Below are 26,282 nucleotides of genomic sequence, written 5' to 3'. Positions count from 1 at the left end.
TTTACACCGTGCCACAATATTTAATCACTGCTTTTGACTTTACCGATGAACAGGCCCTGGACCGTAGAATGGCTACCCGCCCGGCCCACCTGGAGATGGTGAAGAAACTGAAAGAAACCGGTAACTTCATCCTGGGTGGGGCCATGCTGAGCCCCGAGGAAAAGATGATTGGCTCTACTTTGGTTGTAGAGTTTGAGAACGAAAATGCCGTGCAACAATACTTGGCCCAGGAGCCTTACATTCTGCAGAAGGTTTGGGACAAAGTAGACGTGAAGCCGTTCCGAGTTGCTAACGTGTAAGTTTTACCCCGCTACAAGTCTGTAAAACAGACAAGGCGTTTTGAATTTTTTCTTGTAAAAGAGGTTCAAAACGCCTTTTGCATGTCCACGCTTATTAAATATCAGGCGAAAACGGTTTGGCAAATTCAATGAATTGAGTTCACGCATTTCGTCCCCCTTGGAAGGGGGTAGGGGGATGATAGGCCTTTGAAGAACAATGGAGCAGCTATTATGGCGCGGAAGTTACTTCCGTGCCTTGTATGTATGTTTTGGCAAGGCACGGAAGTAACTTCCGCGCCATAGTAAATACTTCTCGGGAATGCTTTGATCGGCATGAGTTGTCATCCCCCTACCCCCTTCCAAGGGGGACGAAATGCGTGAGAAGGAAAGTATAAGCTCCAATAACTTTGGCTATGTCAAAAGAGGCCACATTATGGCACGGAAGTAACTTCTGCGCCATAGAGATCGGCTTTATGGTGTTTGGCAGACTGATCAAGTAAGGCTACATTGACCAATCTACAAATACCAGAGATCTGACGAGGCAGGTCTCAGATAGACGGTATCTCCTTGGGCCAAGGAACGCACGCCGGTTCTTACCACTACTGGAAAGTTCTCTACAGTAGCCTCTACCTCATAGTAGCTTCCGAAGAACGTGACCTTGTTTACGGTGGCAGAACTGCCCTTCTTTTCCTCTGGTTCCAGCACCAAATCCTCGGGCCGCAGCAACAGGCTTTTACCGTTACCGCCATTTGCTGAACCTCCAAGAAAATCCTTTGCCTGCTCTGAGGAGAGCAGATTGTATTTTCCGAACAAGCCCGCCACGTAGGTATTGACAGGTTGCCGGTAAATTTCCTCTGAGGTGCCTTGCTGTACCAGTTGCCCGTCTTTCATCACCAGAATCTGGTCTGCCCAGGAAAGGGTGTCCTGCGGATCGTGTGAGACCATGAGACAGGTGATGTCCAGTTGCTCGCTGATATCATGGATGATGGTTTTCAGGAGGTTCTTGTGCCCGGTGTCCAGGTTGGAGAACGGCTCGTCCATCAACAGTAGGCTGGGGGAGGTGAGCAGCAGGCGGGCCAGGGCAATCCGCTGGCGTTCGCCGCCCGAGAGCTGATCGGTTCTCCGGTGGAGCAGGTGGCTGATGTGGCAAAGCTCGTACAGGTTGTTGGCTTCTTCCTGGGTGAGGGTGTTGGCATAGCGCAGCACCTGCTCCACGCGCAGAAACTCGGCTAGCTCAAACTGCTGGGAAAGATAAGCGATGCCCGGATGCCCGGGAACCAGCTTCTCTGCCGGACCTTTCACCCGGTCTTCCAGGAAAAAGACCTGGCCGGCATCGGGTTGAATAAGCCCGGCAATGATTTTAAGCAAGGTGCTTTTGCCAGAACCAGTCTCGCCGGCAATGGCAATGTTCTGGAATTCCTGTTGGGTAAAATGGATGTCTTTTAAGACGGGTTCTTTCTCGCCCAGCTTAGAGATTCCGGTTACTTCTAAAAATGTCATATACTGTGTAAAGGAGTTCTTAGCTCCTGGAAACCCTTAGGATGCCTCCGTAGAAACGGGCGTGAGTTGCAGCTCCTCGGCGTGCGGCTGTAAGATCTGGATGATGAAGTCAATGTGCTGGGCCAGATCCACCCCCAGGAGCTCGGCGCCTAAGCGTACCTCGTTGCGGTCCACGGAAGCGGCAAAGCTGGCCTGCTTCAGTTTCTTCAGCACCGATTTAGCCTCCAACCCCGACAAACGCTGCGGACGAACCTGGGCGCAGGCCACAATGAAACCGGTGATCTCGTCGCAACCCAGCAGGGCTTTGTCCAGGAGACTTTCATGGGGAACGCCCCAGTGGCTGTAGTGCGCCGAGATAGCGTGGGCCATTTCTTCTTCGCCGCGCTCGCGCAGCAGTTCCACTACAACATGCGGGTGCCGGTCGGGGAAGGCTTCGTAATCGGCATCGTGGAGCAGGCCGGTGTTGCCCCATTGCTCCTCGTCCTGGTTTAGTTTCCGGGCATAGGCACGCATCACCAGTTCAACGGTGCGGGCGTGGCGCAGGAGGCTCTCGCCTTTGGTATAGTTCTGTAAGATCTGATATGCTTCTTCTCTGGTCATGTTCTGGAACGTTAAGACCAGTAAGATAGGCTTGCTGGCGCTACGGCGCAAATTCCCTTTAAAGAGCGGCCAATTTTAGAGGTGTTTTCAGGAAATTGGCCCGTAAACAGAAGCTGTGAGTTGCTTACAAGCCAAGTAATTGAGAAAGCAGAAATGTTTTCAACCCTTCCATACTTACCTATTCTCTCCACCACTCAATCCTTCATTCTCTCAATGATGATGGTGGTGGTGATGATGGTCATCGTCTTCGGGTTTGTGGCGCAGGTTCTGCACTGAACCAAACACAAACAGAACGCCCCAGCACAGATACAGGTAGTTGAAAGATTCCACTTCTTTGCCCCAAAGATGCAGGAACAGGTGCGCCAACGCAGACATCACCAATCCGGTCACGGCAATAAACTGGAAGGAGTTCATGGCCTTGGGGTTGTATATTTTAAACCATTCCATAAGTCAAAAGTTAACCGGCTTTGCTGCAAGTAGGAAAACCGGCGGTTAAGGTATTTATAGGTATACGTGTAAATGCCTGTAGGTGGGCAAGCCGGCAAGTGTAGCCAGTAGGGTGAGGATATGTTAGCCGGAGTGTGATGTCTTGTAGCCTATGTGTTAAAGACTGCGGAAAGAAAAGGAGGGCAGCCCACCGCAAAGGTAAGAATTAACCGGCACCTTGCTCTTTGTTGCTTGGGCGCGGGCTTGTTTTTGAGCTGAAATCAGAAAAGTAAGGCAGAAACAGCCCTTGGTCTTCTATTGATACTACTTCCTAAAACAAGAAAGGCCCCGGGTAAGGAGGCCTTTCTTGTTTCTATATATAATTAAGGATGTGACTAGTTCTTCTTTTTGTTTTTAGGCGTTACCTCTTGCACCAGCGTTAAGAAGTTGCCTTCTGGTTTGGCCTTGAACTCAGCGTAGGCCTCTAACTGGCGAGTGCTCAGGATTCTGAAAAGCTTGGTCTCAAACTCTTCTTCAATCTCGCGCAACCTGGCTTCGCGGTTCTCATCATCGTTGGCGTACATCTTGGTCGCTTCGGCGGCTTTAGACAAACGCTCCATGTTCAGAGTACGCACCTGCAGATACTCGTTCTCGTTCAATCCCATTGCATCAACCATCAGGCGGGAAACCGAAGAAGAAGTCTTTTCAACTGCTTCATTTTTGGGAGCATCTTGAGCCGAAGCATTGAAAGCAAGGGCAACCAGTAAGCAAAGAGAAAGAGTAAAGTTTTTCATGGATCTTGGATTTTTGTGGGTGAAGAGTTCTTAGTGTTAGGCAGACGTTTTCTTTGGAATGTCTTAAAAATGGAATTTCTTCTTTTTACGAGTGCCTATTTCTTAGGTTCATTTCCTGCCAGTCATAAGTGTATTTTATGTGAATCTTGAAACAAGAATATTGGCAGAGTGCAATTTAGAGTGAAAAAGAACAGAAGAATAATAGAGTTTTAGAATATATTGAATTTTGTATAAAGTAGGGATGTGGGTATAAGCTTTAGGTAAGTGAAGGAAGGGCATGGGTGAAATGGGTTCTTACCTGCCGCAGGTGGATGTTGGGGGCAGGCAGTAAAAAAGGGAAGGCCCTGTTTCGGGGATGTTTTTAGGAAAACATCCCCGAAACAGGGCCTTCGGCAAGAAAGCGGTTATATTACCAGAGCCACTCAGGGCATAGCATGCGGGCTTTGTTTTGAAGCTTGATGCCTACAATCAGCTCGTGGCTACCGGCGCTGGCACTGTTTAGGCCAGACGTGGTAAGGTCATAGGAGTAGCCAAAATCCAACACGTGGTTCACGTTCATACCGGCCAGTGCCGCTACGGCATCGCCGTGGCGGTAAGACATACCGGCCCAGAAACGGTTGGCATAGGTCATCTTGCAGTTGATATCCACGGCCAGCGGACTTGGGTTGGCAAACTTCAGCATCACCGATGGCTCAAAAGACAGATCGTACCGGATTCTGATGCGGTATCCGCTGGTCAGGAAGAAGTGCGGCTGCAGTTTCTGCTCCGGGTCCTGGATGCCTTCCTGTTGCGAAATCTGGTTTGTGAGCAACTGGGCTGCTGAAGCTCCCACGTAGAAGTAATCTGAGTAGATCCAGGTGCCCAGGCCCAGGTCAAAGTTGGTACGGTTCATCATGCCAGGTCTCAGGGTTGGGTCGTTCTGGTTGTTCAGGTAGATGGCGTTGCCGTTCAGCCGCGTCTGTATCACCCCGCCCGACAAGCCCACTGACATGTTCACCCGTCTGGTGATAGGGTGGTGGTAGGCGTACGTCAGGTTTGCGTTGGTAGTGCTCAACGGACCGGTTTTGTCTATCTGGGCCATGGCGCCAAACCCGTGGTGTGGCCTGGATTTGTGGTACTTGGTTGACCGCGGGTTTTTGGAAGGCATTTTCGGGATAAAACCTTTGCCGGTGCCCGGCCCGGTAGGCGAGTTACGGTCGCTCATCCCAAAAGAGGAATGTCCGCTCACATAGTACGTCACCGGGGCACCTTCCACGCCCACCCATTGGCGGCGGGTTCCCATGCGCACATCGGTGTAGCTCTCAATGCCGGAGAGCGCGGGGTTCAACAGAAAGTTGTTGAACAGGTACTGGCTGTACTGAGCCTTTTGCTGAGCCATTACCGGTGACATCAGCGTTAAGAAGAAGAGGATAGAGGCAAGCTTTTTCATGTTGGCTTACTTGATAATGGTGACGTTACCGGTTAATGGACTCTCTTTGCCATCCAGACGGATGATGTAATAGTAAGTAGCGGCAGGCAGCGGTTGTCCATTCATGCGGCCGTCCCACGGTTTCTCATAACCTTTGGATTCAAACACCCGGTTACCCCAGCGGTTGAAGATCTCTACCTGGCAGTTTGGATAGCTTTTCAGGTTAGGCACTTCCCAGCCATCGTTGATACCGTCACCGTTAGGGGTGAAGCCGTTTGGCACTGCAATGGGCTGCAATACGGTAATGGTCACTTGATCAGAAGAAGTACAGCCATCCTGTGTGGTTACGGTTACAGTGTAGGTGGTGGTCTGTACCGGCTTGGCTACCGGGTTAGAAATCTGGGTATTGCTCAGGCCAGTACTTGGCGACCAGCGGTAAGTAAGCCCCCCGGAGGCAGACAGCTCCGCAAACTGGCCCAGGACAATGTTCTGGTCCTGGCCGGCATTTGCCGTAGCCGCCGGAATGTTCACTTTCACCGGAATGCGTACGCTGGCGCAGTTCTGGGTCACTGACCGCACGTAAAAGGTAGTGGTCTCCTTAAGGATTGGCGTAGTAAAGGTCAGGCCAGATCCCAACAATCTGCCACCTTCCTCTTTGTCAAACCATTCAATCACTGATCCAGGAGCAGGAAGGATAGCGGTTAAGGTTGCCGTGTTGCCGCCGCAGATGAAAGCTTCCTGCACGGTGGGCGGCTGAGGCGCAGTAACCGTTACCTGTATCACGTTGCTCTCGGCCTGGGCGCAACCTCCAGACACTACCTTCCGGCGGAACCAGGTGGTGCGTTGCAAGGGGCCCGGGGCGTAGTTCTGCTCTGTGCTGTTCCCGAAGGCCGTCCCGAACCCGCTGGTTGGTCCGCTGGTGCTGCTCTCCCACACATAAGCGAAAGATCCGTTACCGCCTTGGGGTAAAGTACCCACCAACTTTGCCGGAGCTGAGCCAATGCAGACCGTCTGGTTAGTAGAGATGGCGTTGTTGGTCACGGCGGTGAATACCGTTACTTTCACCACATTAGAATAAAGACTTACGGTACCGGAACTCACTTTTCTGCGGAACCAGGTGGTTTGGGTTAAGTTGCCCGGCGTATAGTCTTTGGTAGTGGCTGTTCCTTTTGCGGTCACAAACCCCGAGGCTGGTCCGCTGGTGCTCATTTCCCAAACGTAGCTGAAAGTGCCATCACCGCCGATAGGAGTAGTGCCGGCCAGGGTGGTGGGCGCCGTTCCGGTGCAGATGCTCTGGTCTTCGTGGATGGTGTTCTGCGAAATTTCCCCATTCACGGTCACTTTCACAGTGTTGCTCATTACCTGGCAGCCGCCTGATACCACCGCTCTGCGGAACCAGGTAGTCTGGGCAAGCTCCCCGGCGGCATAGGTTTTGCCGTTGGCGCCGGTAATGGCGGTGAAGTTTACTCCATCCTGGCTAGACTCCCATTGGTACTGGTAGTTTCCGGTTCCGCCGGTTGGCGTTGTGCCGGTGAAGGCCGCCGGTTTGGTGTGGATGAAGATAACCTGGTTGTCCTGGATGAAGTTGTTGATGATGGACTCGCTTACGGTCACCTTGATAGGAGCACTTACCTGAGGGACGCACGTTCCAGATTTCACTACCCGGCGGAACCAGTTGGTCTGGTACATGGTGCCTGGAGAGTAGCTTTCGGCCTGGGCGCCTCTTATGGTGTAGAAGGAGATGCCATCGGTGCTGCTTTCCCATTGGTAGGTGTAAGTGCCGTTCCCTCCGGTTGGCTGCGAGCCGGTGAGGGTGGTAGTGCCGGTACCCGCGCAGACTTCCTGCGCCCCAGATAACACGTTATTGGCAATTGGGTCCTGCACGGTTACAAACACCGGGGTTCTTGGTCCGGCGCAACCGCCCACTACGGCTTGTACATAGTAAGTGGTGCTTTGGGTAAGCGTGGCAGTGGTGTAAGAAGGGCCTCTGAAAAGCGAGGTTCCACCAGTGGCTGTGGTAAACCATTCATACGTAACATCGGTGCCCGGATTATTCACCCGCAGGATCGCTTTCTCAGAATGGCATACCGTGGCCGTAATGGCTTCTGGTGCTGCCGGCAACGGCGTTACGGTAACATTCACTTCTACTCTGGAAGGAGCTAAACAGCCGGAGGCAGTAACGGCCTGGGCAAAGTAAGAAGTGTTGTTCTGTAAAACAGGAGTAGTAAAGGTATTGCCTTCGGCCAGCAGGTTGCCACCGGTGGCAGCGTCAAACCATTGAATCTTCTGGCCCGAAGCAGCCGGAGTAGCGGTAAGGGTAGCCGTAGCGTTCTGGCAAGTCACCGCATCCTTTGCAATGGGCAGGGCCGGCAGCGGCATGACAGTTACTTTTACTGCGGCACTGGTGATCTGGCAGTTGCCTGAATAAGTAATTCTTCTGAACCAGGTGGTAGTGGTTAAGATGCCCGGTGCATAGGAAACGCCATCGGTTACGCCTGTGGCAGCGGTGAAACCAGCGGTGGCACTGGTGATGCTTTTCTCCCACTTATAGGTGTAGGTGCCATTTCCGCCAGTAGCAACCGGAGCCTGGATGATTGGAGCCGAGGTATTGTCGCACACGGCCATGTCTGCCGGCATGGTAACCTGGGTCAGAACCGGAGTCACGTCTACCAAAATGGCTGGTGAGAAATCCACGCAGGGGCCCATGGTCACTTTGCGGCGGAACCAGGTAGGCTTGGTTAAAGCGGCAGGTGAGTAGTTCTGGTTTGAATTGGTACCTGAGGCGGCGGTGAAAGTTACCCCATCCTGGCTGAATTCCCAGGTGTACAGAGGAGTGTCATTGCCACCGCTCGGTTTTGAGCCGGTAAGGGCTGTGGGAGTGCTGCCTGAGCAAACGGTCTGCACCCCAGTGATAGTGTTGTTGGTGATTACCGGAAGAACAGTCACTTTCACTTCGGTACGGGCCTCAGAGCAGTTGCCAATAGCCCGGCTTTGCACGAAGTAAGTAGTGTTGGCTGTCAGGGCCGGAGTAGTGTACTGATCACCGGTGAAGAACGGGGTGCCGCCCGTGGCAGTGGTATACCACTCGTATGGTCCGCCGGGGGCAGTTGCCGTTAATGTGGCAGCAGAGCCGCTACAGATGGTAACTCCGGCCACGGTGGGCGGGAACGAGAATGTGTTGATGGAAACCAGAACCGCTTCTGAAGGCTGCTCGCAACCGTCAATGGTTACTTTTCGGCGGAACCAGGTATTGGCGGTAAGGGCTGCGGTTTGGTAAGATTGTCCGGTATTGGCGCCTTCGGCCGCTTTAAAACCCGCGGTGGCGCTGGTAGTGCTTACTTCCCACAGGTAAGCAGGGGTTCCACCGTTTCCGCCAGCAGGCACAGAGCCGGTCAGGGAGGTGGTGGCACCGTAGCACACGGTCTGCGTAGCGGCGGCAACGGTGTTATTGGTCACCTGCGGAACTACCAGAATCTGCACAGGAGTAGAGTTGCTGGTACAGGTTCCGGAAATCACTTTGCGTCTGAACCAGGTGCTCTCCCGCATGGTGCCGGGGTTGTAGGTAGCCTGGTTGTTGGTGCCGGGGGCGTTGGCGAAGTCGGTGCCGTTCACGCTGCTTTCCCAAAGATAGGTGTACGTGCCGGTGCCTCCTTTCGGGGCTTCGCCGGTGAGCGTTGCTGCCGTACCACCAATACAAAGTGTCTGCGGCGCGCTGATGTTGTTGCCGGTAATCACCGGCACTACCGTTACTTTTACCGCTTTGCGGGTAGAGGAGAAACAGCCCTGCGGCGACAAAGTGGCTGCATAATAGGTAGTGGTGGCGGTTAAGGCCGGGGTGGTAAAGGTGCTGCCCGTGGCCAGGGTGTCCCCTCCGGTAGCGGTGGCGTACCAGTAAACTTTACCGGCGGTGGTGGTCGCTTTAATGATGGCGTTACTTCCAGAGCAGGTGGTCAGGTCGGCCACGGTGGGAGGTGTCGGAAGCGGCTGCACGGTTACGGTAACCAGGGTGCGGGTAGGGTTGGCGCAAGAGGCGTTCAGGGCCGCTTCCACGTAGTATTTGGTAGTGGCAGTAAGCGTTGGGGTAGTAAAGGTGGCGCCGGTTGCTAGGGGAGTAGTGGCGGTGGCAGAGGCGTACCATCTGTAAAGCGGAGCGTTCCCCTCGGCCTTTAACGTAGCTTTGGTACCGGAGCAAATGGTCACCCCAGGTACAACAGGTGCTGTAGGAATGTCCTGCACCACAATGTTTTTCACAATAGAGTCGCCAAGGCAGGTGGTGCTGGACCCGGATGGAGTTACCGCCAAAGATATGCGGTAGGTGCCGTGCTCCTTGAAGATGATGGAAGGGCTGGCCGAAGTGGCATTGGTAGAGTTGGTGAATTCCCAGCCGGTGTTAGGCAAAATGGTCCACAGCCTGCGGTACCCAGTGGTGTTTCCTCCAATGTTATTTCCGTTGAAACCTACTTTGGTTTGATCGTTCAGTTTCACCACCTGGTTCAAGCAGATGGGGCTTTCCGGGTTCACGCTGAAGCCGGGAATCGGTTTGCTGGAAATGATGATACCGCTTACCTCGGCTTGCTTAGGGATACAGCCGTACGCAATGGCGTACATGGTGAATCCTTTTGATTTTCCTTCGGAAGACTTGGTAAAGGCGTGCGTAATGGTGCGCGGAATGTTGTTTTGGGTAAAGCGAAGGGTGTCGGTGCCGTCATCAAACCAGATGGCGTAGGTAGTGGTGGGGCCGTTGTTCTCTGTGCCGGTAATGCCAAAGGTGAAGGCCGCCGGCGCACAGTCTGAGGTGTTGTTAGGGCTCTGGATACCTATACCAGGTGTACTGCCATTGAAAACCGAGTAGGTTTTACTATTGGTACAGCCGTTCTGGCTGGTAATGGAGTACTTCAGCGTGAAGCTTCCCTGGGTTTTGTAGGTGTGCGTGGCACTGGTGAAGGACCCTGGATACGTGCTGGTGGTTCCGTCTCCCCATTCAATGGTGCACTCTTTGTTGCGGGAGGCGGTGGTGGAGGTGTTAGTGACTACCAGCGTGTACTCCGGAGATCCGCCCACCGAACTACATCGGGTGAAGTTCTCCTCGTTGGCATCGGCCAGCGAAGGGTCTGGTTTGTCAGGACAATTTTGGGCATAGGAGGCAAAGCTCAGCAGGAACAGAAAGCCCAGTGAATGGAAAAATTTTCTCAGAGGCGCCATAGTGCCAGAAAAAGGAAAGAAATAAGAGATTACACAGATTGGGAAAAGCAAAGGCAGCCCTGAAGCAGGCATAAAGTGCCCGCCCTCCAGAGAGGTTTGCTTTTTAGGTGTTTATTGTACCCTAGGTGATGTCTGGCCTATGATACCGCCCGTAGATGTGGGATGGTTGAAGCCCGTAGCCGTTTGGTGGAACAGACTAGCTAAAGAAGGGGAAAGATGTGTGTTCAGTAAGTATAGATGTTTCATATATAGTAATTATTTATTGTACTAACCTTATATAGAAGCTATGGGTCTCTTATTGGGCCACTAAATCTTGTTAAGAAAAAGTGATGTTATAAAAGTAGTTTCGAGGTCAGTAACACCGGAATGTGAAACTTTAGTTCAATAATTACGTCAAATATAAGTTAATTGTATTTTAATTTAAAATGTGAAAAATCTAAGAAACTAATATAAGTAAGTTTAGAAGATGGCTTTATTTTCTGAATTTGCTTACTATTGGGGCATTCGACAGGGGGCAACCTTTTAGTGGCTCAGAAAATATTTTTTCAGAAAACCAGAGGCTGCAAAACTTTGAAGAGAAATCTTGAGTAGGTGATTTTGTGATTGGTCTGCTTGGAGGTTTGGTTTGGCGGGAGAAGCGCGGCATTCATCGGGAGAAAAGGTAAACTCACCGAATTAAAAATGCAGGCAAAATATTACCTATTATCTTTGAATCAGTTAAAACAACAAAGACAGTTTGTTGTTCCAAAAAGAGAAGATATCAAGGGACGGTGAGTCACTTCTGCCTGGCAGGAGCGTCAAAAGTTCTGGTGCTTATTGGGGGATATGCTACAGATGCTGATGACATTTGACTCTCCCGTCCCTACTTTTTCATAGCCTCTTTTCCTTTACGGAGAAGAGGCTTTTTTATTGCCCCTGGGTTTCTGAAAGACTTTTCCTTTGCCTCAGCCTGGTTGGGTAAACGGTAACTTTTAGCGCCTTATGGAAAGCGAAACGGGTTTATCACCTGTTTTCTTTAAACCAGGCCTAAATCAAAGAAGTAGCCGTTTGAGCCTTGCAACGTGGCGCTTCCTTTGTTTGTCTTAAGTTAATAACCCATTTATAAGCGTTTTCCTGGTGTAAATCTGTGTACAGAAGCTGGCCTGTGCAGCTAAGTGCCAGAGGTGGCTTTTTTTCTTACCTTTGGGTAGATACTATCAGTCCAGAATCCATGAAGCAGCATATCACAGAGAACGAGAGGGAAGTCATCAAGCTCATTACCTTCTTCAAGAAACGGGGAGAGCGGTTGGCCGCAGAAGGAGCTCTGACGCAGGAGCACGAGGAGTTGAATGCTGCATGCGAGCGCCTGACGCAGAAAATCTATAACCACGCAGATTTCCGGCAACAGGTACTGGATAAGCATGAAACCCTCAAACGTATTATTGAAGACAACGCCCAGTGCCCTTCCTGCAGCAAATCAGACATGCTCAAAAAAACAGACGTTGCCACCACTGAACTGGGCTGGAAATCTAACCGCTACAGATGCCGCCGGTGTAATATAGTATTCACCTGGAACCGGCCCAATAATCCCTGGGACATGATTCCGTTCCTGGAGTTGTGCGTGAAAGAACTGGATGACAACATCGCTTCCCAGCCCATGGACGAGGCCCTGAAAGCACGTGCCACAGAAGCCCGCGACCATATGGCCGCCAGTCTGGAGCAGTTACGGGCCGCTATTCAGCTGGCAGACACTGAAAAGCAGCAGATGGAAGCCCAGGACAAAGAAATGGCCCGCATGCTGCATGAGTTCAAGAAGTACCTCATGATTGAGAAAATAAAGCTGGAGCCCTTCAGCGAGAATTAATAGTACACCAGAAGAAACGTGTAACGGCGTGCATTTAGGGCCAGTTTTGCAGAAAACAGGCCCTAAACGCACGCCGTTACATTTTGATAATAAACATTTTCTAAGGGCAGCGTACAAATACTTAGAAGCAGCCACAGGGGCCGCTTTTATAACGCGCAAACCTATGCCCATTGAAAACGATAACATCACCAACGCAGACGAAAGCAAACGCCTGCCAGACAGCAACCCCTCTCCGGTAAAAGGCCCCAAAAGCGACTATGACGAAGTGGCCAAGCCAGACCTGGGAGGCAGCCCCTTGCAAGCCCAGGAAGCCGATTTCCTGGACCACGAACACGAGGGGAAATTCTCTGAGGGGAACATAGCCGCCGAGGACGAGGAAGACACCACCCAACTGGACGGCAGTAATGCCAACAACCTCCGCACCAAGTAACCAGCGGGCAGGGCTCTGCGGTTTTGAGGCTTTTCCAGGAAAACAGCCCCAAAACCGCAGAGCCCTTCTTGCCGTTAAGAATACTGTTTGTTACACTCAACGTCTAACACTATGAACAGAGATCAGAGATCAGATAACCATGACCATAGCCGTTCCCACCGTGGGCGCGCCGATGAAGACCAGTACCGTGGGTCTTATCGGATGGATAACGACCGGGGACGGGAATACGAGGGCCTGGACCGCAGGAACTCCGGTAACCGCCGCGACGATTTCAACGACCGTGACATCAGCAACGATTACAGAAGCCGCGATTTCCGGGGAACCAACGAAGACCTTCGGCGGGAAAGAGACCATGAACTGAGCCGCGACTACGGTCGGGATCCCAACCGTAGGGGAGAGCGCTTTGACAACATGGGCGCCCACGAAGACAACAACGGCCTGGAAGGGTCTACCCGTAACTTCGGTAACATGGGCAGCTACGGCGGAGCCCAGGGCTGGGGATCATCGGGCAACGGATCGCACCGCAATTCAGGCGAGGACAGATGGGCCAGTGGCCACGGAAGAGAAGACAACCGGCATGTGAACCGGCAGGTGTACGGCGCCTACCGTGACCATAACAGCTTTGCCCCCGGAGAGCGCGAGCAGTACGATGGCACCAACCGCGCTGGCGGCCGCGGCGCAGACAATACCCGTGGCTGGGGACCTGCCGATAGAGCCGGTTCAAACGGAGCGGTAAGAAGGCTGGGAACCAATGATATTTCGCGAGGCGATGATGACAGCCGTTATGAAATCTATGACAGTGCCCAGGCACACTACAACCGCGGCGAGTACAGCCAGCAGTTTGGCGGTGGTACCTACATAGGCGAAGGCTATGACCGCAGATCCAGAGCCGAAGGTGGGGCCAACATGGACTACAACCATGGCCGTAGAGAGCATTACAACCAGCAGGGCGAAGGCAACCGCAGCGAGAACTACGGCAACATGGCCGGTTCGCTGAGCTGGGGCAACGACCGCGACTACCGATCTGAAGAAGGCCGGGAACGGAGCTATGATCCCATGAGCGGCCACGTGAGAACCCAAGGCTCGCAGCCACCACCCCGCGATGATTTCAACTGGTAATTCCTTTAGAAACATATAAAAGAAAGGCCGCCTGTTAGGTGGCCTTTTTGTTTGTACAGAGGGAGAGTACCGCAGACGGTTCTGTTTTTAAGCTGGTTTCAGGAAAACCGGCTTAAAACAGCTTCGGCTTTAATCACAGTCCGGAGTTCTTGAATGCCTAACAGAAATCTGTGGCTGTTTACAGGCTGCTTTCCCTGAAACAAGGCAAAACAGAGGAAATGAAATCAAGGGCAGTTGGCGTATAATCTGACGGAAAGCCGTGCGTTCTATTGGTGTAGGTTCTACCTTTGCAGTTGAAAATACTGCCTCTTCATGACTAAATCTTTGCTTCCGCTGTTTTCGCTTGCTTTGTTGGGTTGGGCCTGTGCGCCGTCCTCAGAGAAGAAAGTTGAGAAAATGCAACAGGAAGTGCTGGCGCTCCATGATTCTGCCATGGCCAACATGGACACTCTTTACTCTTCCCGCAAGGCACTCACGTACCTGAGAGATTCTGTGGTAACGCAGGACACCGTGGCCAAACGGAACCTGACACAGGGCATCTCCAACCTGGCCCAGGCCGATGAGGAAATGATGCAGTGGATGCGCTCTTACCGCAACCCAGACGAAAAGAAGCCAGAAGAGGCGTTGACGTACCTGCAACAGGAGAAAGTAAAAATTGAGCAGGTGCGCAAGGCCATCTCAGAAAGCCTCAAAGCGGCAGATTCCCTGCATACCCATTACAGTAACAATCCTAAATGAAAAATACCCTTTTAGCAGTAGGCCTCGGGCTGGCGTTGGTTACGGCCTGTACCTCATCGCCGGAAGAGAAGAAGTTGCCCATCCTTGGCCCCAGAGAGCCTAAGGTAACCATGGTAGACGGAAAGCCCCAGGTAGATACCGTTTACCACACCATCCCAGACTTCGCGTTCCTGGACCAGGACAGCACCCTGGTGACCCAGCAAACCGTGGCCAATAAGATTTACGTGGCCGATTTCTTTTTCACCTCCTGCCCCTCTATCTGCCCTAAAATGAAGAGCCAGATGCTGCGGGTGTATGAGAAATTCAAAGACAACCCGCGGGTGGCCTTGCTGTCGCACTCCATTGACCCGGCGCATGATACCGTGGCCGTACTCCGCGATTACGCAGACCGTTTGGGCGTAAAGAGCAGCACCTGGCATTTTTTGACCGGTAACCGGGACAGTATCTTTGACATGGCCCAGAAGCATTACTACACCAGTGCCATGGAAGACAAAACCGTGGCCGGCGGGTACGCGCACAGCGGCTCTTTCTTACTGGTAGATGGGCAGCGCAGATTGCGGGGGCATTATGACGGTACCAATGCGCAGGACGTAGACAAGTTGCTGCAAGACATGGATGTGCTGCTGGCCGAGAAAGGGAAATAGGCCTATGTCGGTTTCCAGACTAATAGTTGCCGCTGTTCTGTTCCTGGCCTTTGCCATGGCAAGCTGTTTCACCGAGCGGGGAGATGAAGGAGAACTGCTCTACGGGCGGCACTGCGCCAGTTGCCACCTGGAAAACGGCGAAGGGCTGCGCGGTGTCATTCCGCCCCTGGTCAATTCAGATTACGTAGAGAAAAACCGCGATATCTTGGCGTGTCTTCTGCGCAAAGGCATAAGCGGTACCATTACGGTGAACGGGAAGCAGTATAACCAGGCCATGCCGGGAAACCAGCAGCTAACGGAGGCCGATCTCACCAACATCATCAATTACCTGCACAAAGAATTTAAATCGCCTAAGCAGCGGGTGTCTTTTGGCGAGATTAGAGAGCAAATGAGGAACTGCCCTTAAAAGATAGGAACGTGTAAAAACAAGAAGAGCAACCAGTACTAACCGGTTGCTCTTCTTGTTTTAGCTTTAAAATAGTTAAGCTTATAAGAAGGACTTAACTATTGGAATTATCTGGCTGTAGTTCCGCCACCGGTTGTGCCACCAGTAGTTCCACCTCCTGTAGTACCAGTTGTACCGCCGGTAGTTCCGGTTGTACCAGCAGTAGTACCTGTAGTACCAGTTGTTCCGGCAGTTGTACCAGTAGTTCCGGTTGTGCCAGTAGTACCAGTTGTACCAGTGGTTCCGCCAGTAGTGCCGGTTGTACCGCCTCCGGTGGTGCCAGTGGTACCAGTAGTACCGGCAGTAGTACCAGTGGTGCCGCCGCCCATAGTGTCGGTGCTCATGTCAGTAGAAGTACCAGCGCCATTATCCATAGTGCCGGCGTCAACAGACGTGTTATCAGTAGTTGTGCCATTGGCCTGGTCTTCCTTGTTGCCACCGCCTCCGCAAGATGAGAACGCCATCATAGCAGCCAGAGCAAAAGCGGCTCCCCAGTTTAATCTGTTAATTTTCATAGCTAAGTGAAAGGTTAAGGTTGAATAATGAACATATGCCCTTGGTACGAGATTGCAATATATTAAGTCGGTCTTAGATGAAAATATTATGAAAAAAATTTAAAAAATAGGTATAAACACGTACGAGTCTTTCCGATAAAATCCTTGAAGCGCGTATCTTAAGGCTTTAGCGGAAGAAATGCCGAAGCGGTTTGCTCTAACAGGGTGAAAAGAGGAAGTTTTTAAGAAAATGGCTTTGTTGCTAAATTTGATAGCTTTATTTGCGTATTGTTTATAAAGCTAATAATTTTAGCTATGGAAAAAGATGCTTCAAACGGGCAACCAAGCAGCAGGCCGTTGCAGGACAGAGACCTGGTAAAAGGAAGAGGAGCCCAGTATAATCCTGCCAATCCTTTCCTGAAGAACGAATACGTGGTGGAGCACCTGGAAGGGCTAGACGAACCCTGGGAGCAGAACTCCAAAACGCAGTTCTTTCAGGAGAACCCTAAAACCCTGGTGAATGAGATCAATTCACCAGACCTGGGCCAGGGGTATTCCATGAACCCTTACCAGGGCTGCGAGCACGGGTGCATCTATTGTTATGCCCGTAACACCCATACCTATTGGGGCTTTGGTGCCGGGCTGGATTTTGAGCAGAAGATTATTGTCAAAGAGAACGCCCCAGAGGTCCTGAAAACGCAACTGGAGCATCCAAACTGGGTGGTCAGGCCCATAATGCTGGCGGGCAACACAGACTGTTACCAGCCCATAGAGGCTAAAAAGAAGATCACCCGCCGGTTGCTGGAAGTGCTGTTGCAGTACCGCCACCCGGTAAGTATCATCACCAAGAACGCCCTGGTTTTACGCGACCTGGATTTACTGACTGAGTTGCACAAGCACCGCCTGGTACACGTGAACATCTCCGTCACCACCCTGGACGAGTCTTTGCGGCAGAAAATGGAACCCCGCACGGCCACGGGTGCCCGCAGGTTGCAGGTGGTGCGGGATCTGTCCCAAGCCGGGATACCGGTGAATGTGATGGTAGCGCCCATTATCCCCGGCTTGAACGACCACGAGATACCGGCTATTCTGGAGGCATCGGCGGCGGCAGGAGCCTTGTCGGCGGCTTACACCATTGTGCGGTTAAACGGGGCGGTAGGGGAGACGTTTGAAGACTGGGTGCATAAGGCGTACCCAGACCGCGCCAATAAAGTGTTAAACCAGATAAAAGCCTGCCACGGCGGCACCCTGAACGATAGCCAGTTTGGACGACGGATGACCGGAGAAGGCCAGTGGGCCGAGACGATCAAGGCGCTCTTCAAGGTAGCTAAGCACAAGCACTTCAAAGGCCGGCAAATGCCTCCGTATGACCTCACGGCTTTCACCCCGCGGTCTGGGAAGCAGCTCTCTATGTTCTAAGGCTTTCTTTCAAATCTAAGGCGCGTGCCCTTCTGAGAACCTTATTCTGAACGCAAAGAGGCTTTGCTTGTGCGCTATCCTTTCAAATATGAAGTAAGTGCAAGAATTCTAGCGACTTAGGTCCAGTTTTTGGATTATACCTACTTGGGTTCCATGCTTCTCTTGGTTTGGGATCAATAGACTGTTGGGTTCTGCTCTGGGCTCAATAGCAATAAAATAGTATTCTGGCTATATTAGGCGCAGTCTTCCATTGGATTTTCAGGAAATCTTGCAGGCGCTCTGTAAAGCCTTTAATTTCTTCTGTAAGGCACTTTTTAAGTAAACAAGAAGGAAAATTGCCTGTTCTCCCGTACACAGAAGTAGATCTTTTCCCTGAAAACAGGTAATAAATGCCCTGAAATGAAGTTATGATTACAGTGCCACAGGTGCTGCGAAACCAGAAAGTAACTTTTCGGGGCGCAGAGAGTATGCTTCTTTCTAAACATAACTTTTCTAAAACAGATAGGCACTTCGTATCTTTAGGCATGGGGAAAACCCTTACACATACAAGAACTGTGGCTGGGAAGAGAATTAAAAGAAGCTTCTTGTTTAAATTAATCGTGTTTTTAAACATAGGAGCGGCTTCCTTATTGCTTCTTTCCCATCTGGCCTCCTATATAAACCCGGGAAGTTTCTGGGTGGCTAGCCTTGTGGCCTTGGCGTTCCCGGGGTTGCTTCTGGTAAACCTGCTTTTCATTCTATACTGGCTTCTGGTTAAAAGCCGGGCCCTGTTTATCTCGGTGTTTGCGGTGCTGGTGGGCTTTGATAACCTGCGTACCCAGATTCAGCTGAACCTCTTTGAGAACGAAATCCCCGCTCAGGCGCAGAAACTACGGGTGCTCAGCTTCAATGCCCGTTTGTTTGACCTCTACGAGTGGACGGGGAATCCTAAAACCCGCGACAAGATCTTCAAGATGGTGCAGGATGAAACGCCCACTATTCTCTGCTTTCAGGAGTTTTATACCTCAGCCAAACCGGGCCGCAACAACCTGGATACCCTGCTGCACCTTCAAAAGGCTACCAACCACCACGTAGCCTATACAGAAACCCTGCGCGGGAGCGATCATTGGGGCATTGCCACCTTCAGTGCTTACCCCATTGTGAAAAGAGGCAATATCATGTTTCATGAAGAAACCAACAACCTCTGCATTTTCACTGATCTGAAAGTGGGTCAGGACACCATACGGGTGTACAATGTGCATTTCCAGTCAAACAGGTTTAAGCGGGAAGACTACGAGTTTTTGGGCAACCCGAACGCCAAGCCTTCCAATGACGAGAAACTCACTGCCTCCCGCAACATCATCAAACGCCTACAGGTGGGAGCGGTGAAACGGGCCACCCAGGTAAAGGTAGTGTCTGAGCACATTGAGAGCTCGCCGTATCCGGTGATTGTCTGCGGCGATTTCAATGATCCGCCCGCCTCGTATACGTACAATAAAATTAGCAAAAACCTGAACGACGCCTTCGTAGAAAGCGGCTGGGGGCTGGGCAACACGTACAACGGGCTCTTTTCGGTGCTGCGCATAGATTACCTCCTGCATGATAAAAACATGGTAGGGAGCGGGTACAAAACCATCCGGCAGAACCTCTCAGACCATTACGCTATTGTGAGTGACCTGTGGCTCAGGAAATAACCCCGCACTTGAAACCGAATAGTATATTCCCGGGGTGAGGACAGCGGAAATGCCTACATGGGGCACAACTTCCGTTTCGGGTTTGTTTTGCAGAAAACTGCCTTAAAACAAAAAGCTGAAGGCTTCTTTCTTTCTTTTGAGATAAAGAAAGAAGCCCTCAGCTTTTTGCGTCATTTAGTAATGTTCCCACCAGGCTTTCAGGATGTTCAAAGTGGGGAGCGAAGCCTAGTTATTACAGTGAGTGTTTCTGGTTTTCTATTACGTTGTCCAGCGTCCATTCTACCCGGCCTACAAAGGCATGCTCTCTTACCATGCAGTCAGACTTGGTGCAGAGGCGGCAGCTATGCGGGGGCAGGCAGGGGTCTAAGTGCACAAACAGTTCCACTATATTGCCCATTTCCTCAGAGATCATATCCTGTAAGATCTCTACCTCCTTGTGCGATTCCTGCAGGTTAAAGTACCAGGGCAAGGTGAGGTGGCAGTCAATGTGCAACTGGCTCCCGTACTTAATCACCCGCATGTTGTGGAGGTCTATCCAGTTTTCGCGGCGGTTCTGGTTGAGTACGGTAATGATGCGCTCCAGGAGTTGATGGTCGGCCTCGTCCATGACGCCCGAGATGGAGTTGCGCACAATGCCGTAGCCGGTGTAGGTGATAAAAGACCCGAAGATGATGGCAATGACTGAGTCAAACCACAGGATCTGGGTGAAGTAGATGCAGGCCAGCCCCATCAGCAAGCCAAGGCTGGAGTAAGCATCGGAAAGGAGGTGCTTGCCATTGGCCAGAATAGTGAGCGAGTGCTGCTCTGTGCCCCGTTTCACCAGGTAACGGCCCGCCAGGTAGTTGACAAACCCTGCAATGGCGGTAAGAATAATACCCACGTCCATTTTCTGGATGGGGTGGGGGTACAGCAGGTTGTACACTGATTTCACGATGATGATGACCCCCGCAATGGTGATCAGAGAGCCTTCCAGGCCAGAGGAAATGTATTCAATCTTGCCGTGTCCGTACGGGTGGTCCTGGTCTTTGGGTTTGGCGGCCAGGTACACGCTATACAAGGCAAACCCACCGGTCACAAAATTGATGATAGACTCCAGGGCATCGGTGAGGATGGCATTGGAATTGGTGAGAAAATAGGCGCCAAATTTTACACTCAGTAAAACCAGCGCCAGCACCAGCATCAAAGCCATGATGCGAAAGGATGTAGTGGCCGGGGAAGGGGCGGGCATAGGGTTGGTATTAGTGAGACTTCTGCTTCTCAAACGGGGAGAGGCAAAAGGGGGTGCAAAAGTACCACTTTTTTTAGCCCACAGGAAGAACTGCCCTTAAGAAATAAAGGAAATCTGGAGAGGCGTTTACCGCCCGGCAAGAAGAAGGGGAGGAACTACCGTTTATCCCAGCAAGGCAGACAGCAACCAGGTGATAAAAGAGGCGAGTAAACCCAGGAAGAAAAACAGGAAACCAAGGATTGGATGCATAACCGTACGCTAAAAGTTAAGTAAAGATAAGAATTTATTAATTAATGCAACAATTACATTAGAACATTCATATAAGGTCTATTGTAGGAACTGGAGCTTTGCTTTAATTTCGTTGTTGGTACATGATATATTCTTACGTTCAGCCGCTAAACTTATGAACTCCTCCGTGAAGAAGGCAGTAGTGGGTAAGCCCATTGAAAAAATGTTGAAAGACAATGTGCTGTTGCCCATTGACAACAGCTACATCAATGAATCGCTGGCCAGGTTGCAGGATCTGCGTCAGATGTACATTCAAAAGCCTAAGACGGGGAAGAACGTCTTCAAATTGCCGGCTCTAAAGAAGAAATAACTGCTTTCTTCCGGAAGGCTTTACGCGTATTCTTAGCTTTGCAGTAGCCCTTGCGGTGCTGCCCAACACCCTTTTACCCTTTCAGGAGCAAGTACAAGCCAGGTTTGAACTGGCTTTTTTTATGCTCTTTTTTCTGTTTCAGGGCAAAACTGAAACGCCTTAAAAAGGAGAACTCCCGTTTCAGGCCCGCTTTGCGTAAAACGGGCCTGAAACGGGAGTTCTCCCTTGGGGAATTCTAATGCTTAGTCAATCAGGCCTTGCTGAATGGCGTACTTGATCAGCGTGGCGGTGTTACGGGCCTTGGTTTTTTCAATGAGGTGCTGCCGGTGTGATTCAATGGTCCGTTTGCTGGCAAACAGCTTGTCTGCTATCTCGGCGTTGGTGTAGCCCTCGGCAATGAGGCGCAGTACCTCCATTTCGCGCTTAGACAGGTCTGGGTTGACTTTGGAGCCGCCCGCAGTGGCCGTCTGGTCTGGGTTGTTGGCTTTGTTGAGCAGGTTAAGGGCCACCTCAGAGCTAATGAAGGAGTTATCATTGGCCACCGTTTTAATAGCGTGCACCAACTCATCCCGGCCCGCCGTCTTAAGCACATAGCCCATGGCACCGGCACTGCGTACCTTGTGCACATAGCTTTCCTGGTCAAGCATGGTTAAAATCAAGACCTTTACATCTGGGTGAGATTCCTTCAGGTGCTGTAAGGTCTCAAAACCATCCATCACGGGCATGTTAAGGTCTAACATGATCACGTCTGGGGTAATGGTTTTCAGAAGCTCCAGCAGTTGAAGGCCATTATCAGCCTCCCCCACAATTTGAATTGATCTTTCTGATTTAAGCAAAGATTTCAACCCATCTCTGATCAGTGTATGATCATCTACAAGAACTACTTTTATCATGCTCTTCTATTTTGAGAGGTCTAATAAGTTTAATAACAGAGACTTAGTAATTGCCAGAATTTAGCGTAGTGCAAGATAGAATATTATACGGGGAAATAGTGGTAACAACCCATTATGCGGAATAATTTTTGAGGTTAATTCCTTTTGTCCGTATAAATACTTAGTAGATAAAAAGGGTAATTAATACATTTTTTTCCACCCTATAAATAGCTATATTTGAATAGGTCAACTTCCTTATTTAGAAGCCTATTCCTGGCCAGTAGCTAATAATTTTTACCATGGAAATTTCTACTAAGGTGACAGATGCCGGAGTATGGGTTTCTATGCGGGGTTCACTAGATGCTATCTCTGGGGAAGTAATTCAGCGGGAGTTACGGTCTGTCTTTCAACACAATAGGAGAAGCCTGCTGATTGATTTCTCTGGAGTGGCAGAAGCTACCCCGGCAGGTTTACGTAGTCTTATTCCCTACGTGCAGCAAATTCAAGCGCAGAAAATGGAATTAATTCTTTTTAACCTGAATGAGAACATTCAAAAAATGGTTAAAAACTCTGGATTTGATTCCTTGGTGGTAGTGGTAGATTCTTTGGATACTGCAATTGGTTATGCTCTGAGTAAAAGCTTAAAAAAGAGATAATATACCCGGTAAGCAAACTCTTGCCAGAAACTGCTTACTTTAAATAAAAAGAGCCATGCAAATAGCCATTGAAGAAGAAGGACGGGCTTACATTCTGCACCTGGTGGGTGAGCTGGATGCCTCTACTTGCCTGGAAGTTGACAGAGAAATTGAGATGGCTTTATGCAAGCCCATTGAACAGCTGTGGGTTGACTGCGAAGGGCTGAAATACATTTCCTCTGCCGGTCTGGGAGTTCTGATTTCGCATCTGGGTACGCTGGAAGCCCGCCAGATCAGCCTGGTGCTCTACGGCATGAGCGACCACGTGAAGAACGTGTTTGAGTTGTTGGGTTTGCACATGATCATGACCATTGTGCCCTCCAAAAAAGACGCCGTTTTACAGGCCAGATAAGCCCCGGGCAGTTGCCCGGCTTCTAAAATCCTCTCTCCTGAAAGTACCTCCGGCCCGTAATGTGTAATTACCGGCGCTCCTCTTCGTGAATTCTTGCTGGGTTGCATTTTACCGGTACCGGCAGAACCGTAACCACCTCCGTTTTGAGGCTCAAAAGATGAAATAAGATGAAAACGGCCCCAGTTCCAAACCTTTACTAGAAGTGGAACCGGGGCCGTTGTTTTTATGGAAGGTAATTACCGGTTCAGGTGAATGGTAACCACGGTGCCTTCTTCTGGGTTGGAGGTGATTCTCATTCTGCCTTGCAGCAATTTCACGCGGTTCTGGATGGTAGCCAGCCCCATGCCAGAGGAATTGGGCTTTGCCTTTGACGGCATGCCTACGCCGTTGTCTTCTACCCGCACCATGATCTGGTGGCCTTTGTCTACCACCTGTACCAGTACCTCGGTAGCGGAGGCGTGTTTAATGGCGTTGTTCAGCAGTTCCTGCACAATGCGGTACAGGGCGGTTTCCAGAATGCCCGCTTGCTTCTGCTCAAAACCAGTGACCACGCACTGCACCGAGAAGTTGTCGGTGGAAAGGCGGTGGGCCAGGTCTCTAAGGGCAATCTTCAGGCCGAAATCCTGCAACGCCTTCGGAATCAGTTCATGGGCCAGGGTTCTGGTTTCTTTGATGGCGTCTTCCAGGAACCCGCTGATGCGTTTCAGGGAGGTGGCATTTGGGGTAGGGGTGGGGTCGGTCTCCACGTCATCGGTCTGGATCAGGTCTTCCAGGTTCAGTTTGGCGGCGTACAGCAACTGGGCCAGGCTGTTGTGCAGGGCCTCGGCAATGCGTTTGCGTTCCTCTTCCTGAGCAGAAAGCACGGCGTTGGCCACGGCCTTCTGTTGGTTGAGCTGGTACTGGGTTTCTTCCTGCTGGCGTTGTTTCTGCAGCGTAATGTCATGGATAACACCCAAAGCGCCAATCACTTCTTTGTCTGCGTTCAGGAATGGCACCAGGTTTACCTCATAGGCGCGGTCTGTTTCCAGCCCCGGAATCTCGTAGAGCGTGATGCGGTGGCCCTCCAGTACCCGGTTTAAGTGCAGGTTTACTTTTTCATGATGCTCCTCTGGAAAGAGCGATACCAACGGCTGGCCCAGCACGGCTTTGCGGGGTTTGCCCATAATTGTCTCCAGGGTTTTGTTCCAGGCGGTAATGGTTTGGTCCTGGTCCAGGGCAAAGATCCCGTCAATGCTGTTTTCCAGGAGTTTCTCTGAGAACTCTTTCTCGGTCATCAGTTTGTCTTGCATCACTTTCTGTTCTGTGATGTCAATACCAAAAGCAATGCCAATCTCCCGGTGAGGGTCAAGAAAACCAAAGTTCTGGAAATGAACATTTTGTCCGTTGTGCGGGAAGCTGGCGGTAAAGCTTTTCACCTCGCCCTTGAGTACATCCTGGATGTTGTTCTTCAGGATAGGAAAGATCTCAAACATGCTTTTGCCAACCAGTTCATTGTCTTGTATGCCCACGCTGCGCAGGCCCTTGCCTTTTATCTCCAGGTATTTTCCTTCAAGGTCAATCACGGCCAGTACCAGGGGCAGGTTCTGCAGGAGCTGGTCTAGCAGAAAGGTGCGGTGCCGGGCTTCGGCCTCGGCATTTTTCTGCTCAGTTACGTCCAGGCAGAAGCCAATGGCCCCTTTGGTGGCCTCATCATAGAAAAAGAAGTTCTGCTTGTAGATTTTCTGGCCGTTTATCTCGCTTTCTCCCAGAAATGTCTCTTTGCCACCCGCCAGCACGGCGTCCAGGTGGGGTTGAACAGAGGGGTTAAGGGCAGCAAAGGAAGTGCCCTCCAGCGCATGGTCCTGGTAGCCTAACACTCCTAACCCAGAGCCTACCGCTTGCTCAATAATGCCGTCTGCTGAGATGCGCCAGAGAATAATGGGCAGGTTCCTGAGAATGCTGCTCACGGTTTCGTGCATCTGCCGCAGTTCCTGCTCAGCGCGCAGCCGTTGGGTTATGTCCTGGGCTGTGCCCACCAGCTGGATGGGCTCTTGCCGGGCGTTCCGTTTGAAAACCGTTTCCCGGAAGTTGAAGGTGTGCCAGGTGCCGTCTTTGGCCTTTACGCGTACCTGGTATTCCAGGAAATCGCCTTCAGAGACCTGGGCAAAGCGCTGCCGATGGGTAGAGATAAGCGGGGCGTCTTCTGGGTGTAAAAGCGTGTCCAGCAGCTCGCGCGGGTGGCCTTTGATGTCTTCTGCGGTGTAGCCCAGAAAAGCCAAGAAATCGCGGTTGTTGTACACGTTGCGGCCCAGTTGCAGATCCTCTACGTACAGGAAATCTGGCATGGCCTCGGCCATGGTTTTGATCAGGTGCTGGCTGTCTTTGAGTTGCTCATGGGCCTGGTGCTGCTGGGTAACGTCCTCGGTGGTGAGCACAAACCCGTCGTCCATCTTCAAAGCCACGCAGTTAAGCCAGTGTTCTCGGTCTTTTTTCTTGAAATGGGCGGTAAACGTTTGCGTGATCCCCGTTTCTACCACCTGCACGTAGCGGGCAAAGCGCCCTGAGGCTACTTCATCGGGGGCCTCCTGGGTGAGCGTAGACGGTTGCAGCCGGGCAAAGGTGGTTTGCATGAAGGCCTCGGCGGTGTGGTTCATGAGCACCCATTTGAAATCGTCTATTACGCCGTTGCTGTCTCGTACGGCCTTGAACACCTGTATGCCGTTAAGGGAACTGTTAAAGATGCCGCTGAGCAGTTGCTCATTTTTCTCCAGGGCCTTGCTTGCTTTTTTCTGCTCAGTGATGTCCAGGAACACAAAGCGGTACAGAGGGGTGTCTGTTTCCTGCTGAAGCCTGACGGCCTCTACCTGCGCACAGAATACCTCTCCCTTGGCAGGAACCAGTTTTAGTTCTGTGCGTTGCTGGGTGGTGCTGTTCTGGGCATTTCTGAAGAGGCCGTAGTACTCTGAGATGCTGTCTGGGTGCACAAACATGCTGAAACGCTTGTCCTGCAGGTGGAGGCGGGGCAGGTTCAGCAGTTCTGCGGCACTACGGTTGGCCTCGGTGATAAGTCCTTCCTGGCCAAGGGTAAGGTAGCCAAAGGGAGCGGTGTCATATAACTCAACGTATTTGTTGCGGGCCTGCTCCAGTTCTGCCGTGGTCTGGGCCAACTGGTGGTTCTGCATTTCCAGCTCAATCTGGTAAATCTGCAGCTCCTGAATCATGGTACGCACTTCCTCCGGCGTCATCTTCGCTGCTTCCTCCACCGTTACCAGCCGTTGCAGTTTCTCGGCCCTTGACCGCAGCTTTGAGTTATCGTGTGCCTGCATTGGCGTTTGCTGACCTTTAAATTCCATCACTTATACTTACCAGCTCTTTATTTGATGTAAAACCAAACCGGGTGCTACTACCCTTTGGGGGTTGTCTCTGCCCGGCACTATCTGGTGAACCAATGGTGCGCTTGCCAGCGCTTACCTGAAAGGCGGCCCTTCCCCGGCAAAAAACCAGGGCAGGCCTGCTTGTTCGGTTGCCTGCCCTCCACGGCCGCT

Annotated in this window: 22 protein-coding genes; 12 read left to right on the top strand and 10 right to left on the bottom strand. The window is 51.4% G+C overall.

Annotation, left to right across the window (positions count from 1 at the left end; translation table 11 throughout):
- Positions 1 to 8: 8 nt before the first annotated feature.
- A complete protein-coding gene (locus JT719_RS06935) occupies positions 9 to 299 on the top strand; it encodes a YciI family protein (protein ID WP_207432001.1) in 291 nt (96 codons plus the stop codon).
- 495 nt (positions 300 to 794) lie between these two features.
- On the opposite strand, the gene JT719_RS06930 is transcribed toward JT719_RS06935, so the two are convergent.
- From JT719_RS06930 to JT719_RS06905, 6 genes are all read right to left on the bottom strand, one after another.
- Positions 795 to 1,778 (bottom strand): ABC transporter ATP-binding protein, encoded by a 984-nt coding sequence (locus tag JT719_RS06930; RefSeq protein ID WP_207431999.1) that lies wholly within the window; start codon positions 1,776 to 1,778, stop codon positions 795 to 797.
- Between the two features lie 36 nt (positions 1,779 to 1,814).
- Positions 1,815 to 2,378 carry an HD domain-containing protein gene (locus JT719_RS06925; RefSeq protein WP_207431996.1) on the bottom strand — a complete coding sequence of 188 codons (564 nt, stop codon included), beginning with the start codon at positions 2,376 to 2,378 and terminating at the stop codon, positions 1,815 to 1,817.
- A gap of 210 nt (positions 2,379 to 2,588) precedes the next feature.
- Complete coding sequence (locus JT719_RS06920) at positions 2,589 to 2,825, bottom strand: hypothetical protein (RefSeq protein ID WP_207431994.1); 237 nt, start codon at positions 2,823 to 2,825, stop codon at positions 2,589 to 2,591.
- Positions 2,826 to 3,199: 374 nt separating this feature from the next.
- The gene (locus JT719_RS06915; RefSeq protein WP_207431992.1) at positions 3,200 to 3,598 is read right to left on the bottom strand and encodes a hypothetical protein; all 399 of its coding nucleotides are present in this window, start codon (positions 3,596 to 3,598) and stop codon (positions 3,200 to 3,202) included.
- A gap of 409 nt (positions 3,599 to 4,007) precedes the next feature.
- Positions 4,008 to 5,027, bottom strand: a complete 1,020-nt coding sequence (locus JT719_RS06910; RefSeq protein WP_207431990.1) for a PorP/SprF family type IX secretion system membrane protein — start codon at positions 5,025 to 5,027, stop codon at positions 4,008 to 4,010.
- A 6-nt stretch (positions 5,028 to 5,033) separates the two neighbouring features.
- Complete coding sequence (locus JT719_RS06905) at positions 5,034 to 10,208, bottom strand: T9SS type B sorting domain-containing protein (protein WP_207431988.1); 5,175 nt, start codon at positions 10,206 to 10,208, stop codon at positions 5,034 to 5,036.
- A gap of 1,210 nt (positions 10,209 to 11,418) precedes the next feature.
- On the opposite strand from JT719_RS06905, the gene JT719_RS06900 reads away from it, so the two are divergent.
- The 6 genes from JT719_RS06900 to JT719_RS06875 all read left to right on the top strand — a co-directional run bounded on the left by JT719_RS06900 (position 11,419) and on the right by JT719_RS06875 (position 15,388).
- Positions 11,419 to 12,051 carry a hypothetical protein gene (locus JT719_RS06900; RefSeq protein WP_207431986.1) on the top strand — a complete coding sequence of 211 codons (633 nt, stop codon included), beginning with the start codon at positions 11,419 to 11,421 and terminating at the stop codon, positions 12,049 to 12,051.
- 163 nt (positions 12,052 to 12,214) lie between these two features.
- The gene (locus tag JT719_RS06895; RefSeq protein ID WP_207431984.1) at positions 12,215 to 12,481 is read left to right on the top strand and encodes a hypothetical protein; all 267 of its coding nucleotides are present in this window, start codon (positions 12,215 to 12,217) and stop codon (positions 12,479 to 12,481) included.
- Positions 12,482 to 12,592: 111 nt separating this feature from the next.
- Positions 12,593 to 13,600 (top strand): hypothetical protein, encoded by a 1,008-nt coding sequence (locus tag JT719_RS06890; protein ID WP_207431982.1) that lies wholly within the window; start codon positions 12,593 to 12,595, stop codon positions 13,598 to 13,600.
- Between the two features lie 312 nt (positions 13,601 to 13,912).
- Positions 13,913 to 14,338 carry a hypothetical protein gene (locus tag JT719_RS06885; protein ID WP_207431980.1) on the top strand — a complete coding sequence of 142 codons (426 nt, stop codon included), beginning with the start codon at positions 13,913 to 13,915 and terminating at the stop codon, positions 14,336 to 14,338.
- Positions 14,335 to 14,982 carry an SCO family protein gene (locus JT719_RS06880; RefSeq protein WP_207431977.1) on the top strand — a complete coding sequence of 216 codons (648 nt, stop codon included), beginning with the start codon at positions 14,335 to 14,337 and terminating at the stop codon, positions 14,980 to 14,982. The genes JT719_RS06885 and JT719_RS06880 overlap by 4 nt, the downstream gene beginning before the upstream one ends.
- Positions 14,983 to 15,037: 55 nt before the next feature.
- Positions 15,038 to 15,388 carry a c-type cytochrome gene (locus JT719_RS06875; protein ID WP_207431975.1) on the top strand — a complete coding sequence of 117 codons (351 nt, stop codon included), beginning with the start codon at positions 15,038 to 15,040 and terminating at the stop codon, positions 15,386 to 15,388.
- A 107-nt stretch (positions 15,389 to 15,495) separates the two neighbouring features.
- Here JT719_RS06875 and JT719_RS06870 read toward each other — a convergent pair whose 3' ends face one another.
- Positions 15,496 to 15,942: a hypothetical protein gene (locus JT719_RS06870; protein WP_207431973.1), complete on the bottom strand. Its 447-nt coding sequence runs from the start codon at positions 15,940 to 15,942 to the stop codon at positions 15,496 to 15,498.
- Positions 15,943 to 16,236: 294 nt separating this feature from the next.
- Here JT719_RS06870 and JT719_RS06865 point away from each other — a divergent pair, with 294 nt between their 5' ends.
- Both JT719_RS06865 and JT719_RS25395 read left to right on the top strand, forming a co-directional pair.
- The gene (locus tag JT719_RS06865) at positions 16,237 to 17,340 is read left to right on the top strand and encodes a PA0069 family radical SAM protein (RefSeq protein WP_207431971.1); all 1,104 of its coding nucleotides are present in this window, start codon (positions 16,237 to 16,239) and stop codon (positions 17,338 to 17,340) included.
- Positions 17,341 to 18,017: 677 nt separating this feature from the next.
- Positions 18,018 to 19,013, top strand: a complete 996-nt coding sequence (locus tag JT719_RS25395) for an endonuclease/exonuclease/phosphatase family protein (protein ID WP_207431969.1) — start codon at positions 18,018 to 18,020, stop codon at positions 19,011 to 19,013.
- 232 nt (positions 19,014 to 19,245) lie between these two features.
- Here JT719_RS25395 and JT719_RS06855 read toward each other — a convergent pair whose 3' ends face one another.
- A complete protein-coding gene (locus JT719_RS06855) occupies positions 19,246 to 20,241 on the bottom strand; it encodes a cation diffusion facilitator family transporter (protein WP_207431967.1) in 996 nt (331 codons plus the stop codon).
- A 403-nt stretch (positions 20,242 to 20,644) separates the two neighbouring features.
- Here JT719_RS06855 and JT719_RS06850 point away from each other — a divergent pair, with 403 nt between their 5' ends.
- Positions 20,645 to 20,839 carry a hypothetical protein gene (locus JT719_RS06850; RefSeq protein ID WP_207431965.1) on the top strand — a complete coding sequence of 65 codons (195 nt, stop codon included), beginning with the start codon at positions 20,645 to 20,647 and terminating at the stop codon, positions 20,837 to 20,839.
- A gap of 242 nt (positions 20,840 to 21,081) precedes the next feature.
- On the opposite strand, the gene JT719_RS06845 is transcribed toward JT719_RS06850, so the two are convergent.
- Entirely contained in the window at positions 21,082 to 21,732 is a 651-nt protein-coding gene (locus JT719_RS06845) for a response regulator (protein ID WP_207431963.1), read from the bottom strand.
- A 278-nt stretch (positions 21,733 to 22,010) separates the two neighbouring features.
- Between JT719_RS06845 and JT719_RS06840 the strand changes: the two genes are divergently transcribed.
- Both JT719_RS06840 and JT719_RS06835 read left to right on the top strand, forming a co-directional pair.
- Positions 22,011 to 22,367 carry an STAS domain-containing protein gene (locus JT719_RS06840; protein WP_207431961.1) on the top strand — a complete coding sequence of 119 codons (357 nt, stop codon included), beginning with the start codon at positions 22,011 to 22,013 and terminating at the stop codon, positions 22,365 to 22,367.
- A 55-nt stretch (positions 22,368 to 22,422) separates the two neighbouring features.
- On the top strand, positions 22,423 to 22,758 hold the full coding sequence (locus tag JT719_RS06835) for an STAS domain-containing protein (RefSeq protein WP_207431960.1): 336 nt from the start codon (positions 22,423 to 22,425) through the stop codon (positions 22,756 to 22,758).
- A 236-nt stretch (positions 22,759 to 22,994) separates the two neighbouring features.
- On the opposite strand, the gene JT719_RS06830 is transcribed toward JT719_RS06835, so the two are convergent.
- A complete protein-coding gene (locus JT719_RS06830; protein WP_207431956.1) occupies positions 22,995 to 26,090 on the bottom strand; it encodes a PAS domain-containing sensor histidine kinase in 3,096 nt (1,031 codons plus the stop codon).
- Between the last annotated feature and the right edge of the window lie 192 nt (positions 26,091 to 26,282).

It is taken from the genome of Sabulibacter ruber (genome assembly GCF_017355955.1).
GTDB classification, from domain to species: domain Bacteria; phylum Bacteroidota; class Bacteroidia; order Cytophagales; family Hymenobacteraceae; genus Nibribacter; species Nibribacter ruber_A.
Note: the sequence above shows the minus strand (reverse complement) of the source record. Positions and strands in the feature narration are given on the sequence as shown.